Source organism: Porphyromonas miyakawae (assembly GCF_045865415.1).
GTDB classification, from domain to species: Bacteria; Bacteroidota; Bacteroidia; order Bacteroidales; family Porphyromonadaceae; genus Porphyromonas; species Porphyromonas miyakawae.
Genome location: NZ_BAAFSF010000004.1, coordinates 688,820 through 706,784, shown reverse-complemented (window position 1 = coordinate 706,784; position 17,965 = coordinate 688,820). Strand labels below are relative to the sequence as shown.

The following is a 17,965-nucleotide window of genomic DNA, read 5'->3' as shown; positions in this document are numbered from 1 at the left end:
AACAATGAAAAAGTTCCTAGTGAATACGATATGGGCTGTGGGAGCGATTGCCCTCGCCCTCTTTTGTCTATCTGCTTGTACTCGTGAGCTGGATGTGCAGCAGGCTTATGACTTCTCGCTCGAAGTGATGCCTGTGCAGAACTCCATAGCTAAGGGGGAAACGGCTGAAATACGCTGTAGCCTCAAAAGAAGTGGTCGCTTTGCCAATACGCAATACACGATCCGTTACTTCCAGCCGGATGGCAAGGGCTGCTTGAAGATGGATGATGGCACTGTATTCAAACCGAATGACCGATATCCGCTCACGAGAGACGCCTTCCGGCTCTATTACACTTCACGCTCTACCGACCGCCAAACAATTGACATCTACGTGGAGGATAACTTCGGACAGCTTCAGCAACGGACTTTCAACTTCAACAATGAAAGGGAGGATAAACCAAAATCATCAATAGAAATACAGCCAACTTAGGAAGAAGTGTAATCTTCTTTGATTGCGACTTTCTTTTGCTTCTTTGCTTTGGTCGCCTGCTCGTACTCAAAGACAAAGAAAAGAAGCCCCCGAAAGTGTTGCCGTCTGTCGGCACCCTTTTGGGGGCTTTTGTTATTGAATCTACGAACAAGGTTCCGAATCTTCATCCTTTTACTTACCTTTGAGACAAACAGAGAATAAAGAGATATGGCAAGAGCTACAACAAAGGCGGATTTGATGACATCTGCTAATCAACAATTTGTGAAGATGTGGGAGCTCATCGACAGTATGAGTGAGGAGCAACAAGCGACACCTTTTGCTGTGGAAATGACTACAAGCGGTAAGGAAACACATTGGAGAAGAGACAAGAACTTGAGGGATGTACTTGTACATCTGTACGAGTGGCATAATCTGCTATTGAATTGGGTCCAAGCCAATAGCAATGGGGTGCCTAAGCCTTTTCTTCCCGAACCTTACAATTGGAGAACCTACCCTGCACTGAATGTTGAGTTTTGGAAGAAGCACCAAAGCACATCGTTGGAGGAAGCAAAGGAAAACTTGAAAGCGTCTCATAATGCTGTAATGGTTTTGATAGAAAATTATTCCAATGATGAACTTTTTGCCAACGGCTCATTGCCTTGGACTGGGACATCTATACTGGGAGCATATTGTGTCTCGGTAACGGCAAGTCACTACGATTGGGCGATGAAGAAAATAAAGAAGCATATCAAACTCTTGAAATAAACTTAGTGGAAAAGAGCCGACAGCTCCTTTACCGAACTTCATCGTACAACTTCCCGTATCAGTTGGCTATGGGCATTGACAAGGCTCACAATTTGGTCGTGGTATGGGGTGTTTTGGTTGCACACACCACGGCTCTGTGTCACTTGGAGTGTGTCCAGAGAGACCTCTATCGTCTCTATTCGTTTGCCCTCAATGGTAGCCGACAGAATGAGCGAGTTCTCTTTGAGATAGTACTCATTTGAAAATAGGCAGTGATGCAATTCAGCTCCTTCGTCTATATACTCCTGCACGCTCTCCAGGACGTGTACTTGGATTGTGCCGTCCGTGAAACGGATGCCGAAGAACTTTGACTTGAGTTCACGAAAACGCTCCTCGTCCGCCATTGCCTTTTCCCGCTTTCGCTCCATCGCCTCCCGCTCACGCTGTCTGCGGAGCTCCGCTTCTCGTTTGTCATGCTCCCCTCTGAGGTCGGAGGGGCAGATATATTTCGGACTGTGGATGTCCTTACCCAATCGTTTGAGCATATCTACATAGTCACACCATAAGACAATGTCGCTTATTATGTAGTGGTGACGCAGTGTCAACTTGTATGAGTTCCAATAGATGTCAAGCCCTTTGCCCCTTGATAGGAAGTGTCTTAAATCCTTGTATCGTCCTGCTTTCATCATTGTTTCTGCACGACTATCAGTAAGTAGAGCTGGGATGAGTTGAGTAGGTGCTATGCCGTGAAACTCTCCGTTGAAGCCATTCCTATAAAGCGTATTCGTGACCTTTAGCTTCGGATATATCTGCGAATAGGCTACATATCGGTAAGCTTCGCTATCGTTACGGATAGCCATCGGAGAGCAAAAAGAAAAGCTATCAATATAGTGTCCAAAAGTTCGCTGTATGGCTACTAATGCTTGTCTCCCTGCATCGTTCCACCAATAATGCCCAATCTCAATGACAGAGCTCTGTGCTCTGCAACCTTTCTCCATTTCAGCCACGAGGAGGAACATCCGCAACACTTGATACTCACCACAAGTGGTTAGTAGCGTGAAGTACTGCTTCTGTTGTAACTTACGCGCTCTTGTTGTCTTGACTTGCAACCTTGCCCTACATTGAGGGCAAGTGCAAGTATCTATAGGCTGCTCTAAAGTCCAACTATAACCACAATCCATACAAGTCGTACGACCTTTAGGTAAGCGGAAGGCAAAGTGGTCTATGCACTCTCGGAATGCCCACTGATGCTGTGCTTTTGTTATCGGGCATAGTCTCGTACTCCGTGCCAAGACGGCTTTCTCAAACTTGTTTCTAGGTTTCATAAGGCAAGGGTGTCAAATAGTGTGGGTTGCGGTTGTATAGAAGATGTTGTCTCTGTTCTTTCAGTTCTCTTGGGTCGCTCATTTCGCTTCTGCAATTTGACAAGTTCCTCTTGTTGGTATTGCTTGATAGCTTCCTGCCGTGCTTGCTTTTTCTCTTCTTCGGAGAGCTCTACAACGTGATTGACCACAACATTGCAACCAGAGACTTTATCCACCTCTATATCATCTTCATCATAGTAGTGAACTGCCATTGAGTATATCTCCTCATCGGCAAAGCCATTACAACCACTTCTTTGCACCTCACTCAAGATATAGAGAATGCACTCCTCTATGTTCTTATGGGGCTTCTGTAGATTGGGCGCAAACAAAGGGTCTGTCATCGCACGTTCATTAAGATACTCGGCTATCGTTCGGGTAAATTGTTCTGTTCCTTTCATTGTCTTATCGGTATTAGTGCTGTTACTGCTTGGGTATCTCTACGATTTGGTTGATAGGTCCATAGAGGTAGTTGCGTAGGCTGGTGCGGTCGGGAGCATAGTACTCTGCCCACTGTCCATATTGATTGACGAGGTACTTCTTCAATACATCAATGAAGTCAAATCGCCATCCTTGTAGCGGTACGGCAGAGCGGAAGTAGGTATTGTTATTCACCGCTTCACAGAGCCAATCCTTATCCTCACGGCTCATTCGCTCGCCACGATTAAGCTTTGCTCTCAGGAGATATACAGAGCTGTCACAAAGGCTTTTCAATGGGGGTACGTTCCAATGGACGAACTTGGTAGCCAACGCCTGCTCACTTTGTTCAAACTCAGAACTTATGCGGTAATGAGAGGAGGAGCTATATCCTTTTTCTTTCGTTGATGATGTCATATTTACTTTCTGCTTATTCATAAGAGACCTTTTTTTTATGCGTTCAAAGATCGGAGTATGCTGATTCCTTTTTTCAAGCAAAAACAAGGTAGCGGGGCAAGACTTACACAAGGTTTTGGCGGAAAATACTACCCGAAGCGAACAGCATAGGTGTGGAGATTTTCCAGACAAACCGAATGGCCTGACCTTGGGAAAGTCTTTAAGCCCCGTACTACCTTTGCGATGAAAAAGAATCAGCTTCCGATTTGACCACTGCATAACTGGGGAACTATGACTGAGAAGCAGAAGTGCAATGCCTAAACACAAGAAGCAAAAAGGGTGACTAGACTCGAAAGAGAGCCAGTCACCCAAAGAGTTGTTTCTCTGAAGAGAGAGAGGTGCTATATCATAGCACGCAAAGTAGTATTACGGCTAGTACAACAATCCAAAAGAGGTAGCGTAAAAGCGTAAATGTGATTTGCAGAACGGTACGAACGATGAATCGTAGTACCACAAAACCAATCAGTATCAATAGAGCTGTTACGATCTGTGCTGTGACTAACTTAGAGAGTAAGTACACTCCACCCGATAGGATACCTATAAGTAAGGTAAGTCGGATGATGCGAGACCATTTGATCTCGTTGCTTGGAGTTGTTTTGGACGCAACTTGTAATGGTTCCTCTTTATCTGCAGGAACACTTGCCCGTATGAAGGCTGGACTGTGCAGGTCTTTGTTCACGAGAGATCTATTCATATTCGGAGTCTTTTAGAGTTTTCAAGAGCAGAGCCAAGAGACTATGCGACATAAAGACAAGAGATAGAATATGCTCTTGACGTATGGCGCAGAGAGACTATCTTGGCTCTTGAAGCTCAAAAGGCGCACGAGATAGGGATAATCTACATTGTCGACTCTAATGCACTCACATTGCCTACCGCGGGAAGTTGATTAGCTTCGATAAGAAGTACAACTGTTCCTGTCAGTTCTGTGTAGAGCGTATCATACTCAGGTGTTGCAACAAATTCATCCGTAAGGTTATACTTGTCAAATAGGTTCTGTATCGCCTTGTTCCCGAGAAGTATCCGAGAGAGTCGTTCGGGGAGTGGGGAGGGGAGCTCCTTTTCAAACTCATTCTCCAAGACGGACACAAGCGTGTCGTATTTGGAGAAATGCAGGTCACGATATAGTACTTCACTCGCCATACTCTCTGCTTCGGGATACGAGAATCCTTCTTCCACAGCATCACAGTAGGTAGTAAGAGCTTCATCAGCTCGTGCCTTGATAAATGGCTTGTCTTCCACCTTTTCAGGGAAATGCTCACTAAGGTAGCTCTCTAGCTTTAAGCGGAAGTAGGATAGTTCTTTCTTATTCGTTGTCTTCATCTTCTTATTTGGTTTTAATGGTTGCACTTATTGCCAGCTATTCTCCCCGATACCCATTGCCGTATTGAACTTGCCTAGCTTGTCAGCAAACTGCTCCATGTCATGTTCAATCTTCTTATTGGTGATACGGGCATAGATTTGCGTTGTTCGGATATTGGTATGACCCAGCATTTTAGAGACACTCTCTATCGGAACTCCCTTGCTCAGTGACATTGTCGCAAAGGTATGTCGAGCTAGGTGGAAAGTCAAGTTCTTCTTGATACCACATATATCTGCAATCTCTTTGAGGTATGAATTGGTCTTCTGATTGCTGAGGATAGGGAAGAGCTTGCCATCACGATAAGTTTGGTGGCTATATTTACTGATGATGCGCTTAGGGATATCAAGGAGCAGCACATTGGTCTCCACGCTTGTCTTCTGTCGCTTAGTCATAATCCACTCTTTGCCACCAAGCATCACGATATTGTCGGGTGTAAGATTAGCCACATCAATGTAGGCTAAACCTGTAAAGCAGGAAAAGATGAAGATGTCTCGTACCAGCTCCAATCTCTGGATATTCAACTCCTTGTTGACAATCTGTAAGACCTCTTCATCAGTCAAGAACCCTCTATTCACTGGCTCTAAGTGAAATCGGAAGTTGACAAAAGGGTCGTGATGTAGTACGCCTAACTTTTGCCCCAAAATGACTACAGTCTTGAAGGTCTTCATCGTCTTAGTGGCTGTATTAGGATTTTGCCCCACCACTGTGCGTAGGTATAGGTCAAAATCATGTATAATCATATAGGTTAGCTCCGTGAGCTTGAGGTCTCTACGTCTGAGTTTATCTTTTAGGAACTCAGAAAAGCGTCTTTTGCAGACCTTATACTTTTGAAGAGTGGGCGCAGAGACTGAGATGCCAACTCGAGCTGCAACATCTTCATTGTGTTTGTCGAAGAGTTGCATGATGGTATCTATATCTTGTTTTTTGCCAAGATGTTCTGACTTGATACGCTCTAACGAGAGCTCATCAGTCATTTCTAACTTGCGAAAGATGGCTTGTAAACCACTTTGGATGTTATCCAATTGCAAGTTCGTATTCAGAGCTTCGGTGTGACGCCCTTTTACTCGCTCTTTTTCGCGATCCCATTGGGACTGCACGATGGTGATGCCAGTGGAGCCTAGTGACATCCGCTCATTGTTGAGATAGATGCGTAGCATGACTGGCGTTTTTCCTTCCTTGTTCACATAGTTGCTACGAAGGTAGAATGCTGTTCTGAAAATTGATTGCATACATTGTCTGTTTTTATTGTAGCCAAGCATAGAAAGTTTGCGACCAGAAAAGCTACACATTTATGGTGCTATAACTCTCTACAACTCGCCTACAAAGTTGCACATAATTGTTTGAACTACAGCAATGTACAAGTACTCTAAACAGACTCTCTACGTACTCTTGGCTACAATTATTTTTTGCGAGAAAAAAGTGTAGCCAGATTGTAGCCATTGGAGAGTATTTTGGGCGTTTCGGCTATCTCTGTAACTACTCTGAAGAGGTAGAGGTCTATAAAACAAAAGTATCGTAACTCGTTGGAATTACGATACTTATACTTTTTCAGTAATACTCTCTGGCGATGCCGCCAGAGTACTTAAAGCGGAGAGAGAGGGATTCAAACCCCCGGAACGGACAAGCCGTTCACCGGATTTCGAGTCCGGCCCAATCGGTCACTCTGGCATCTCTCCTTAGTGAAATCCTTTAGAATATTTCATCTATCGGATAGCTCTCGGTACGCCTTGATACACATTACTGCGGATGCATATGGCGATACGATACTTTAGCCGCACACAAAGTTAACAAATTCGGCACAAACTCTACTTCCCACTGCTCCAAATAGACTTTCTCAAGGGTGCCGGATCGGCACCTTTTATTATGGTAAATGACCCATATACGCTCCACGCATTTGCCGAATGTTACATAGCAAAGTGTTACCTTTGTGGCAGTAAAATACGAAGCTTACCGGTATGAATTTAAGGTCCCAACTCCTCCACGCCACGTCTGCAGCCATTCTATTCCTCTGTACTATGTCCTCTGCCCAAGCACAAGACAAACCTACCTTTAAGCCGGGCGGATACATGCAGGCCGTTGTACAAATGGCACAACCCAACGGAATCCCTTCGGTCGGGAGTACGCACCATGAGCAGGGCAAATACTTCCTACGCGCCGGACTACGGAGAAGCTATTGGGGCGTAGAAAGCACCTACAAAGGCTGGAAAGCAAAGGGCGAAATCATCATATTAGACCATAAACTCGATTTTTACAAAGCCTACATCGGTTATACGCTGCCCCAAAATAAGTCGTGGAGCTTTGATGCAGGCTTGAATACGGTGCCCTTCGGTATGGAGCTTACCACAAGTAGTCGCGATAGGGAAACAATTGAGCGGGCTCTTTACTTCAAAGATCTCTTTCCCAGTGATGTGGACTTTGGACTGGCAGCACATTATAAATTACCCCACCAGAAACCCTACTATGTGAATCACCTTACCGTTGATGCCGCTCTAATAGGGGGCAATGACAAACATGGCATGCGTAAGTCAATACCGGATGCTGTGCTTCGCTTGGAAGCAGGGCATAAGGATGAACAAATGGTGCGCAAATATGGCGTAAGCGGCTTCTACGGATATGTAACGGATAGCAAGGGCAACCACTATACACGAGCTTATGCAGGATGCCATCTGGGCTACGCACTTTTACGGCAATCCTATTGTGCTAAGCTCTATTTAGAGGGAATTATGGGACGGCAACCCGGATTAGCTACGCAAAACTATGCTATTGGCAAGAATGCACCCGAGCAGAATCCCGAAGGCGGGGCTATTAAGGAGCGGGACTTTATGGGTGGCATGGCCATGATTGCTGTACGTGGCACGAGTGTACCGCTTGAAGGGGTGGTAAAGTATAGCTACTATGCCCGCAACTATAACCTCAAGCGAGAACTGGAAAAGGGATTTGCTCCGGAGCCGTCTCAGTTTCTTGCGGAAGGCGTTTCCCATAATACAACTTTTGCACTCAATGGGTATTTCAACGACAACCGAGTCCGCGTGTCGTTATACTACGAGCTTATATTCCGTCAGACCGCTGCGAATGCAGCTTATAAGCCCATCATGCAGGATCGTGACGATTTACTCTCACTGGCTCTCCAGTTTGCCTTTTAACCCCGACTTGCGCCTATAGCGGATCTCCACCGCTGTATCAATGCAGTGCTATACGGACATCACCCTCCGAATTCCGCGATGCATTCCTTCGCTCTTGCTAACCGGGCAATGCCTCCTCTCTAATCGTAGCATCATGTGGATTGATTCCCTATTCGCTGTCAAAACGGCTTCTTGCGGTATGCCACAGAGGCACGCTGTTTGGTAACTATAAATTACTCGATAGGGGATGAGAAAGCCAATCCTATGCAATGGATAGAGCTACCTCCCCAAGAATGGAAGTTTGATTCTCTTGATGATTTCATTCCTCACGCAGGTTAGGGATATTTCGTAGGAGAGAAAAAATAGTTTCATCCGAATGATTCTTCAGTTTCATCCGCTTGGGAAAAGTTTCCCATCCGTTTGGCACTCCGGTTCCATTAGGATGAAACTCTAGTGCCAAGCGGATGAAACTAGCAAAAACTACCCAAACGCATAAAGTTTGGAGTGTAGTTTAGCTTTTTATAGAAAGAATGCTTAAATTCGCTGTCACGAGGAAAGTTCTCAGCAACTCCTCACGTTTTCTTCCACATTTTACTACGTTGCGACCAGCCATAGCGCAGTAAGAGGTGGAAGGAGAGTGTGGCCCCTAAGAGAGCTTGCTCCCTGTATCACCAAAGAGGCTTTTTTTATACACAAAATATAGTTACAAGCTTATGAAAAGACTACTACCTATTCTGCTATGCTTTTTAGCATTCGCAGCGCCACGGCTCTATGGTCAGAAGACCTATCCCGTGACTTTCAGCGCTACGGAAGGAGGTACACTTACGGCGCAAGCGCTCAATCCGTGGGTGAACTTCCAGTCTGGTGACCAACTCGTTGCGGGTACAAATCTTAACTTTACTGCATCAGCCAATAAAGGCTACCAGCTAGAGTATTGGGAGATCAATGGTGAGCGAAGCGATCTCACCGATTACGCCATTTCGCTATACAATCTGCAAGCTCCTCTTAACGTGGTAGCGCACTTTAAGACAGCTCCCACTGACGGCTATAAAATCCATATGTCCGTCATAGGGGAGGGCGAGATGACAGCCCACATCGGCTCCTCATCCTATTGGGGTGGGACATCAGTCAAGGATGGCGAGTATGTCCCTGCAGGAAGTCGTGTCGCTTTTGAAGTTACGCCAAAGAGTGGCAAAACAATCGGATACTGGACCATTAATGGGAAAAAGGATAATGAGAACTACGGCAAAAAGGAGGTTGTCTATACTGTCATTGCAGAGACTACAATGTCTGTGGAAATTGTTGATCCTGTCTACAACAAAGTAACATTTGAGGCTACCGAAGGGGCAACGATTGCAGCATCAGCTAACTGGCGTTCTATTAACTCCGGAGACGATATCCTACGTGGTACCGAGGTTACTTTTGATGCTGAGTTTAACCCGGACTACAAGCTAGACTACTGGGAGGTCAATGGAAGCCGCTATAATAGCAACTCTATAAAGTACAAAGTGATGGAAGACACCCATGTCAAGCTAGTCGCACGACAGAAGGACAAATTCCCCGTGAACTTCTCTGCAGAGGCAAACGGAGAGGTGGCTGCTTTCTTCCGAGTAAAGGACAAGAATTACAACATTTCGTTTTCAGAGATAACTACCGGTGAGGTAATTGCAGAGGAGAGTCAATTGGTGCTTTTGGCTAAGCCTAACGAAGGGTATCATCTCGTCGGCTGGACGTTAGCAGGCGATACCATCGGTAAGGGAAACGTCCTCTCCTATAAGGTGACAAATGGAGATAACACCATCGTTGCACACTTTGCCACAGGGGCCGATACAGAGAGTGTCCCGGTGCACTTTTCCGCCGGTGAGGGGGGCAGGCTGACAGGCCAAGCGAGTATATTTAGTCCTTCCTATGTGCAATTTCCGGTAAAGGAGGGCTTCCCGGTAAAGGTAGACACAAGAGTTACCTTTACAGCAATTCCAGACTCACTCTATTTGGTGAAGAGTTGGAGTGTCAATGATAAAAACCAAGATTACTACAAAGGCAAGAAAGAGTTTTCACACAACTTTAAAACAGAGGATAGGGTGCATGTCGAGTTTGAGCGATTTACACCTAGCATTATAACGTATGAAGCATCTCCGGCAGAGGGAGGTAGCGTAGAGGTTAGAGACTTCAACTATGAAGAGGTTAAGTCCGGATATCCCGTACCTGAGGGTAGCAAGATTTCGGTATCTGCTCGTCCTAACCTTGACTATACATTTGACTACTGGGAGATAAATGGTCGACGTAGTGACCACTATACAGTAAGTAAGATCTCCGATTACCCGGTGTGGGATAATCTCAAGTTCAAGGCTTATTTTCGGAAGATCGTAAAGCTACCCGTCACCTTCTCCGCAAATGGAGATGGCTCCGTAGAGGGAAAGTTAGGATATTGGGGTGACAAGATAAACTCTAACGATATCTTCGAGGAGGGTACTACCCTATACTTTACAGCAACAGCCAATGCTGAGGCCAAGCTAAATAACTGGACTATCAATGGAGTAGATACGCTTACGGGGAAAACACAGATCTCCTACGTGGTTCAAAAGGACAAGCCCAACACGATCGTCGCTAACTTCACCTCCACCGCAGCGCCTAAGGCTGTCGTCACCTTTACATACGATGGCAAGGGAGAGCTCGCTTGTACCGACAAACTGGACAACTCTCCAGTTACCAGTGGTCACTCTATCCCCATCGGCAAGATACTCAAATTCGTTGCTACACCTGCTACAGGCTACTCTCTCTCCGGCTGGACGATCAATGGCAAGGAACTCTATCCCAACCAGACATCCATCGAGTACACGGTTGTAGAGGGAACCAACGATATCACGGCACACTTCAAACAGGATGTGCCTACGCCAAATAAGGTAAAAGTTACCTACGGTGCAGCCACTGAAGGAGGGGAGGTTTCGGCCTTGCTATATCCGGCATCTGGTATTTTCTCTCCCATAGAAAGTGGAGATGAGGTTGATTATGATTCAAATATATTCTTTGAAACAGATATTAAACCCGGCTACGAAGTGGAGAAGTGGGTAGTCAATAATGAAGAAGCTACCTATGCCGGTAAGAAGAATGGGCTGACGATTGTGGTTAAGGAAAATACTGACGTTCAGGTCTACTTCAAGAAGATTGCTCCAGTAGCAGAGTACGCTGTCACCTTCTCAGCTGATCCGGCTGAGGGCGGTAAGGTCAAGGCAACCGGTTATATAGGTGGTCAATATAAGATCTTCAAAACGGGTGAGACCGTACCGGATGGTTCTTTTATAGACTTTGAGGCTGTGGCAAACGAAGGCTATGAGTTCGAGAAGTTTACAATCAATGGAGCTGACGTAACACCGGACTCTGCTAATCCGAATAAGCTCTCTCAGAAGATCTCTGGCGAGACGAATATCGTAGCACACTTCAAGAGTGTCATCCCGAAGATTACGATTACCTACACGGCCGGGGAGCACGGCAAGTTCGAGGCAGTAAAGGTACAGAAAGAGGGTGAGGATGATGTGCTTATCAACTCAGGTGACAAGGTAGAGAAAGGTGCTCACATTGTCTTCAGCGTAGCGCCTGACAAGGGCTACATGGTAGACAAGTGGTTCGTCAATGGTAAGGAGGTGCATAGTAAAGAGGCGAACTCCTACAATGCGACCTTTAACGAGTCCAGCGAGGTGAAGGTAACTTTCAGAAAGCCAAAGCTGACACTCGCTACTGCTGAAGGCGGTAAAATAGAGGCTAAGGTGGACGGTACAGAGGTGCCCAACCCCTCTGACGTTGCTTTAGGTGCCAAGGTCTCCATTGAGGCTATGCCTAATGATGGCTACGAGCTCACCGCACTTACGGCAAACGATAAGGACATCTTAGCTGCCAAGTCCTTTGAGATGAAGGGTGATACGGAGGTTAAGGCTGTCTTTACCAAGAAGGCTCTGCCCACGACCTACAAGGTAACATTGAAGTACAACGACCTCGGCACCATATCTATCAAAGAGCAGGTTGACCTCAATGCTGTTCCCGAGGGAACGAAGCTGACGGTCGTGGCTAAGGGGGCCAACGATAAGTGTGAGCTCAAGTCGCTCACAGCAAATGGTGAGGACATCCTCAAGGATAAGACCTTTACAGTCACTAAGGACACGGAGGTCGTTGCTGTGTTTGTGGATCACACAGGACTTGATGCAGTCGCTACGCAAGCGTTCTCTATCTATCCTAACCCTGCAAGAGAGTCAGCTACTGTTACGGGTTTAGCTCCTGAGTCAGTCGTAGCACTCTACACGCTGGATGGACAGCTGATCACGCGACTAACTGCTGACCGCTTGGGACGCCTACAGATAAACCTCAGCGCACTGAGCGATGGTACCTACCTCGTAGTTACTGAGGGTGCTACACAGCGACTCGTCGTCCAGCACTAATGCTTTTGATCTGACAGACTATACTCGATCTGACAGACTATATGTAATTAGAAAGAGCTCCGTAGGACATCCCTGCGGAGCTCTTCTCATGGTATCGTGTCGTTACCTCTAATCTCTAATATTGAATACTTCGAATCCTTTCTTAGAGATGTAGATGAGCTCTTTGCATAAATGCGTCTAGAGAAGAGCCAGACAACAAATCAGTTAGGGGGTGCCACTCTCGGTGACAACCCTCTCAACTGATCCTATGGGCGAAACCCTATAGTAGGACCCAAAACCCAAACGACTCAACCCCCTCCGGCAAGCATTATACAATACTTGTAGTGAAACTCGGATCAATTATGTGATAGGAAAGCGCTCACACAGGATCTCGGATGGAATCACTTTGGTTTGTTTAGTATGGCACTGGTGAAGCTTACTCTCTGAAGAATGGATAGCTCTCACCAGTCTCTTTGAGCACAAGGTAATAGGAACCTTGAGGCAGATCATCAATAGTCAAGACTTCCGTTGCATGCTGCAAGAGCCCGGTAGCAATGACTTCGCCTTGCACTGACACAATTTGATAGCTACAAGGAGATGTCTTGCCATGACGATCTACATAGAGTAGACCTGACGATATAGTCGGATAAACTTTACATCCGTGTGCAGTCGTCAGACGCTCAACGCCGGTATCGATACCCTTAATATCAGGGATCCATCCTTTAGCAATCACACCGGCGAGATGTACCTGATCAATGCCTGGAGTACGCTCAAGCTTGAGCTGTCTCATCCAAACAGCATTGTCATCTGTTATCTTCTCATGATTTACATCAGGGAGCTTACTAAGGATTGTCTCTATCTCGGGAATGGATAAGCGTGTATTACGCATGAAGAGTGCTCGGAGATTATCATACGTCTCAGGCATGACAAGCTTGTTGATAGCATTATCGCACATCCACAATTGCACCAGAGAGGTACAACCCGTAAGATCTACTTGCTTAATCTTAGCGTGATTGATGTAGAGCACCTCGAGCTTCTTCAATCCAGTAACATGGAGCTCGTCTAGGAAGTTAAAGTATGCAGAGAGATAGCGTAACTCGGGACAATGAGTCGCGTCTAGTGTCCCAAGTGCATTGTCTGCAACGACTAGGTGCTCTAGCTGAGTAGATGAAGAGAGGTCCAGAGAGGAGAGGTGATTCTTTGCTAGGTTGAGATACTTAATGGAGTTGTCTTTCGGAAGGACGACGGCTTTCAAGTCTCCATTTTGTATTCCAAACTTGGTAATAGTTCCTCCGATGATACGTATTGAGTCACCAGCCACCACAACAGGGAGGGATTTCAGATCTCCAAATCCATACTCACCACCGCTGTAAGTCAAAGTCAGTCCATCACCTCTATCTATAGCAAAGGGGGTGTTTGAATTGATAAAGACACTCAGCCGTGATCCGATTGTCTTAGATGAGTTGAGCGTCAAGCGAGAGGCTGTGGGCTCGATGGAACGGGTAACAGTAGGTTTGAAAGAGGCCATCGCCAGATTGTTCGTAACCTTCGTATCAAGCGTTATATCACCTCTTACAAAGCGTTTAGATAGACCATCCACATTCATCTGGAGGTTAAATCTCTCGCTAAAGTATGCATCCATTTTTCTGTCTTTATAATCCATCGGTGTTATAAACCTGATGATGACAGACTCTAGAAGCCCGGTGGATTTGCTGAAGGAGTACAGCACGTATTTCTGACCTTTGTTGCCGAAGTCAAACTCAATGGCTTCGTAGCCGGCTGGAGGGGTCTCAGCATCCTTGTGAGGATACTGTCCGATCTCGGCAAGGATTTGCTCTTTTGTCATAGCCCAATTGATGTAAGGGTCTATATACTCGTTATGCTGAGCCGGAACCTTTATGTGGGCTACATCCGTCTCCTCACCTACCGTGAGCTCAATCTGAGTAACGCCCACGAGCGCACCAAATATAGAGTCCCCTTTGAGGATGGCCACGTTTGGATCCTTCACAGCTAGCTTAGCTTCTTGTGGAAGTTCCTTATTGAACGTCAGCTTATACCCCTCTCCTCTATGGAGCGTAATGGTATCCCCCTCTATCGTGTAGGTAGGAGTTCCCGGAGTGCCTGCCTCATCTATCTGGATTTTTGAAAAACCGCTCCAAGGCTCCGTAGCTCTGTAGGAATCGATAGCTCGGCTTGGCACGTAAAGCGTGCAATTCTCAAAGCTATAAGCCTTGATGGCATCTTCTCCACAAGTGGGAGGCGTTGTACAAGGGACAATGAGCTTTTTGAGATAAAATGAATTACTATAGAGGGCCTTCGCTTGAAGCTTTTTCAGGGAGGTCGGGAGGGTTAGTTCCTCAAGAGGAAGATAACCAAAAATACTCGATAGCTCATCAGCTTCGTACTCCTTAAAGCCTACTTTCCCCTTAAGGATGCTTGCATCCCGCAGGTCAAGGATCTTGAGACTATATTGGTTTTGTATCGCCTTCATATCGGCATCATTGAGTGCTCCACTGACCTTCATGTGGATAAGGTCAGAGCGACTTCCAAGGTCAGCCGCTAGCTGTCCGGGCGATTCATTTACAAAGGTATAGACCTCTTGTGCAGATAAGACTCCTAGGCTAGTAAGGAGTACAGTTAAGATGAGTAGTACACGAAACCGTTTCATAGCTTTACGTATTATGATTATTGTAATGTAATTATTGCTGTGTAGCCCCCTAGAGCCAGGAGATATGTTCCAAGGGGAAGGGTGGAGAGATCTATCTCTTGACATCCGCTAGTAGAAGCAATTCGTAAGACATGCGCTCCACTTAGGCTATAGATATCGAGAGGCGTTAAAGCCATCATTTGCCGAGCTCTATCGGATAGATAGACTATACCATCAGTGATCGTAGGGTAAAAGAGTAGATTCTCCGCACACTTTGAGGAAATTTTTTCTATTCCCGATGGTGTACCCTCATAAGGTATGTCTCGCTCTCCATTAAAAGCCATAACGAGCCAGTTCTTCTTTCGAGCCTTATCCGCAGAGCTTTGCGAGCATACATTTGCCTCAGATGGATTTTTAAGGTCTAAAACACGTATCTCTGCTGCCGGACGTTGAGTAGGACTCTTTTGAGGCAACGTCTGAAGTAGTCTGTCCATAGCTTGCTCTCCGATCTTATTACAATCCAGTGCGACAGCCTCTAGTCGAGGAGAGGATGAGAAGTCCAGTTCGGTAAGCCTATTTCTGTAGCATCTTAGTTGCTCTAGTTTAGTCAGACCCTCTAGGGAGAGATGCGTCAGTGCATTACCACTACAATCTAAAGATGCTAAAGATTGGCACCCCTGGAGAGATAGGTCGTCAAGTACTTTATTGTTTGAGCAATCGAGCTCGCGTATAGCCGGTGCCTTGGAGAGATCTAAGCTTTTGATGCGATTAGAGCCACAGTCTAACAGCGTAAGCCCTATGAGTCCCTCAGTAGATAGGATGGTAAGCTTATTAAAGGTGCAAAAGAGAATCTTGAGACGTGACAGTCCTGTCAGGTTTAGTTCGGTAAGTACGTTGTCCGTACAGTTTAGCCACTCTAGATTGCGACAGTCCGTCAGTGTCAAGCGAGTCATCTTGTTTCTAAAGCAGAGCAGGGTTTTGAGCGCTTTAAATGGATTTACATCTAGTGACTCAAGATGATTTTCGGAGCAGTCTAACTTCTCTAAGCTTGGAGCGTGTAGCGTAGTGAGCTTGACGAGGTCGGACTTTGCTACGTCCAATTCCTCTATCTCTCCAACGATTAAGACCTTGGATGCGTATAGTTGATACTCTCCATTTTCCGTAAGTGTAGCACCCCACACCTGTAGCGGTCGTTGGCTTTGCATCTTAAGGTTAATTTTGTCATAATAACCTCTCTTGGTCTCCAATAGGAGATGTGGTGGCAGTGCAAGAGCACCAGACCCATCACCCGCTACATCTACTCGCCATCCATGAGCTATAGCGATGTCTGTATAGCTGGTACTCGCTCCGGGATTTCCCTCGATAGTCAGATTAGTCCAGTCTACCTTTCTTTCTGGCTTTGGAAGGCTTTGATAAAGCTCTGTCAGTGAGGAGGCGTCAAAGTTATTGTGCGCAATCTTTATGATACCGATCTTACGGCAGTGGCTTATGTCAATACGCTCTAAGCGATTTCTCTCAGCCTCAAGTTGGTATAGCTCAGGGCAATTAGAGAGGTCTAGCTGATTTAGTTCTAATCCCCCAAGGTATAGTTTAACAAGCCTTGGGGTATGACTTAAGTCTATCGGAGCCTTCAGGGGATTGTGAGATAGAGCTAGCTCTTGCAGAGCGGGAACGCGAGAGAGGTCTATACTCTTGAGATTATTCTCTCGTATGTAGAGCTCCTCTAGCAGAGGCGTTGACTCCAAATTGATTGAAGATAGTTGGTTGCCTCGTAGGTAGAGCTTGAGCAGTTTTGGGTTGTTAGATAGGTCTAGCTCGGTAAGATTATTACGACGTAGGTAGAGCGCCATAAGATTAGGTGCATGAGAAGTATTGATCGCCGTAGCTCCGGCTCCATTTGCCTCGAAGTGTGTCCAGTCTCCGAAGAATGTTAGCTTATCTCCGAGAGGAGTTCCTTTCACCTCTAGCCTAGCACCTGACGTCTCTTGAGTCATTGCATAGTGCTGCAAATGTCCATCCCCCCAGTCTATTTCAAAAGAGACGGGACCACTCTCGGCCAAGCGCAAGTAGTATATCTGCTCTGTGCGTTGTCGGGTCTCAAGCGTAATCTGAGCAGGCAAGCAACCGGAGCCATCGCCCGGAATTTGTGGTCGCCAATTCTTATCGACGGCTATCGAAGTATTGCTCGTCTTAGCTTCATTAGTATCATCACTCTTCGCATTAATTAGATTTGCCTTACTTGCAGGGGCTGATAGTGTAGGCAAAGTCGCATAAATCTGATCTAGGGTACAGGCGTCGAGCTTATTGTTTGCAAATTGTACTCGTGTAAGCAGAGGGCATCCGGAGAGGTCTAGCTCCTGGAGCTTGTTGTCATTGAGATTGATATTTGTAAGCTTAGAGCCTGCTGAGAGATCTATATGCTCTAGTCCACACGCTTGGAGAGATAAAGCAGTTAACTCAGGAAAAGAACCTACACTAAAGGAGGCTATCTCGTTTTGGGAGAGAATGAGTTTCTTTAGCGGATGCCTCGTTTGCTCCTGATTAGCCACACAACTTGTAATTCTTCCGGCAGTGCAGGTTAGTGCACTGACAGACCCGATGATCTCTATCTTAGATCCTGAGCCCTCTATGAGCAACTCTTTAACTGCCGTCCCCACAGTTTCTGTCTGAGTCCACGAGCCTCGCTGTAGGGTGATCCGGGTTTCTGCTTGGGTTGCAGCTATCTTAATTGACACGGCATCGGATCTGTTTGTCGTTAATTCAATCAGCGCATTAGTCTGCTGCGCGGAGAGAGTACTCACGGGAACCAAAAAGAGCAGACACGCTACCAGCGCCCCAGCGCATAACGAAAGGATATGGGTCACATCAAGTATATTAAACTTTCGATCCATAAGCATTTAAAATAGAAGTCTTAATTATAGTTGATATTCATTTTACTGTCGCCAAAGGTAAGAAAAAGTATTTCAATAAAAAGCTCAAAATCTAGATCTATATGATATGG

Annotated in this window: 12 protein-coding genes and 1 tRNA gene; 4 read left to right on the top strand and 9 right to left on the bottom strand. The window is 46.0% G+C overall.

What is annotated here, in order from left to right; all coding sequences use genetic code 11:
* Positions 1-4: 4 nt before the first annotated feature.
* The gene (locus ACLWMH_RS08545) at positions 5-469 is read left to right on the top strand and encodes a DUF3872 domain-containing protein (RefSeq protein ID WP_411915618.1); all 465 of its coding nucleotides are present in this window, start codon (positions 5-7) and stop codon (positions 467-469) included.
* Positions 470-676: 207 nt separating this feature from the next.
* Positions 677-1,213 carry a ClbS/DfsB family four-helix bundle protein gene (locus tag ACLWMH_RS08540; protein WP_411915619.1) on the top strand — a complete coding sequence of 179 codons (537 nt, stop codon included), beginning with the start codon at positions 677-679 and terminating at the stop codon, positions 1,211-1,213.
* A gap of 38 nt (positions 1,214-1,251) precedes the next feature.
* Here ACLWMH_RS08540 and ACLWMH_RS08535 read toward each other — a convergent pair whose 3' ends face one another.
* The 7 genes from ACLWMH_RS08535 to ACLWMH_RS08505 form a co-directional block, all read right to left on the bottom strand.
* Complete coding sequence (locus tag ACLWMH_RS08535; protein ID WP_411915620.1) at positions 1,252-2,517, bottom strand: PcfJ domain-containing protein; 1,266 nt, start codon at positions 2,515-2,517, stop codon at positions 1,252-1,254.
* A complete protein-coding gene (locus tag ACLWMH_RS08530; RefSeq protein WP_411915621.1) occupies positions 2,514-2,954 on the bottom strand; it encodes a PcfK-like family protein in 441 nt (146 codons plus the stop codon). Before ACLWMH_RS08530 ends, ACLWMH_RS08535 begins: the two co-directional genes overlap by 4 nt.
* Positions 2,955-2,976: 22 nt before the next feature.
* A complete protein-coding gene (locus ACLWMH_RS08525) occupies positions 2,977-3,645 on the bottom strand; it encodes a hypothetical protein (RefSeq protein WP_411915622.1) in 669 nt (222 codons plus the stop codon).
* Between the two features lie 127 nt (positions 3,646-3,772).
* On the bottom strand, positions 3,773-4,120 hold the full coding sequence (locus ACLWMH_RS08520; RefSeq protein WP_411915623.1) for a hypothetical protein: 348 nt from the start codon (positions 4,118-4,120) through the stop codon (positions 3,773-3,775).
* 143 nt (positions 4,121-4,263) lie between these two features.
* The gene (locus ACLWMH_RS08515; protein ID WP_411915624.1) at positions 4,264-4,746 is read right to left on the bottom strand and encodes a DUF1896 domain-containing protein; all 483 of its coding nucleotides are present in this window, start codon (positions 4,744-4,746) and stop codon (positions 4,264-4,266) included.
* Positions 4,747-4,773: 27 nt separating this feature from the next.
* Complete coding sequence (locus ACLWMH_RS08510; protein WP_308555888.1) at positions 4,774-6,015, bottom strand: site-specific integrase; 1,242 nt, start codon at positions 6,013-6,015, stop codon at positions 4,774-4,776.
* A gap of 359 nt (positions 6,016-6,374) precedes the next feature.
* Positions 6,375-6,462: transfer RNA gene (locus ACLWMH_RS08505), tRNA-Ser, on the bottom strand.
* Between the two features lie 279 nt (positions 6,463-6,741).
* Here ACLWMH_RS08505 and ACLWMH_RS08500 point away from each other — a divergent pair.
* On the top strand, positions 6,742-7,929 hold the full coding sequence (locus tag ACLWMH_RS08500; RefSeq protein WP_411916232.1) for a porin: 1,188 nt from the start codon (positions 6,742-6,744) through the stop codon (positions 7,927-7,929).
* 692 nt (positions 7,930-8,621) lie between these two features.
* On the top strand, positions 8,622-12,338 hold the full coding sequence (locus ACLWMH_RS08495) for an InlB B-repeat-containing protein (RefSeq protein WP_411916231.1): 3,717 nt from the start codon (positions 8,622-8,624) through the stop codon (positions 12,336-12,338).
* Between the two features lie 415 nt (positions 12,339-12,753).
* Here the strand turns inward: ACLWMH_RS08495 and ACLWMH_RS08490 are convergent, their stop codons facing one another.
* Positions 12,754-14,985, bottom strand: a complete 2,232-nt coding sequence (locus ACLWMH_RS08490) for a leucine-rich repeat domain-containing protein (protein WP_411916230.1) — start codon at positions 14,983-14,985, stop codon at positions 12,754-12,756.
* Positions 14,986-15,002: 17 nt separating this feature from the next.
* Complete coding sequence (locus tag ACLWMH_RS08485; protein ID WP_411916229.1) at positions 15,003-17,855, bottom strand: leucine-rich repeat domain-containing protein; 2,853 nt, start codon at positions 17,853-17,855, stop codon at positions 15,003-15,005.
* Positions 17,856-17,965: the final 110 nt, after the last annotated feature.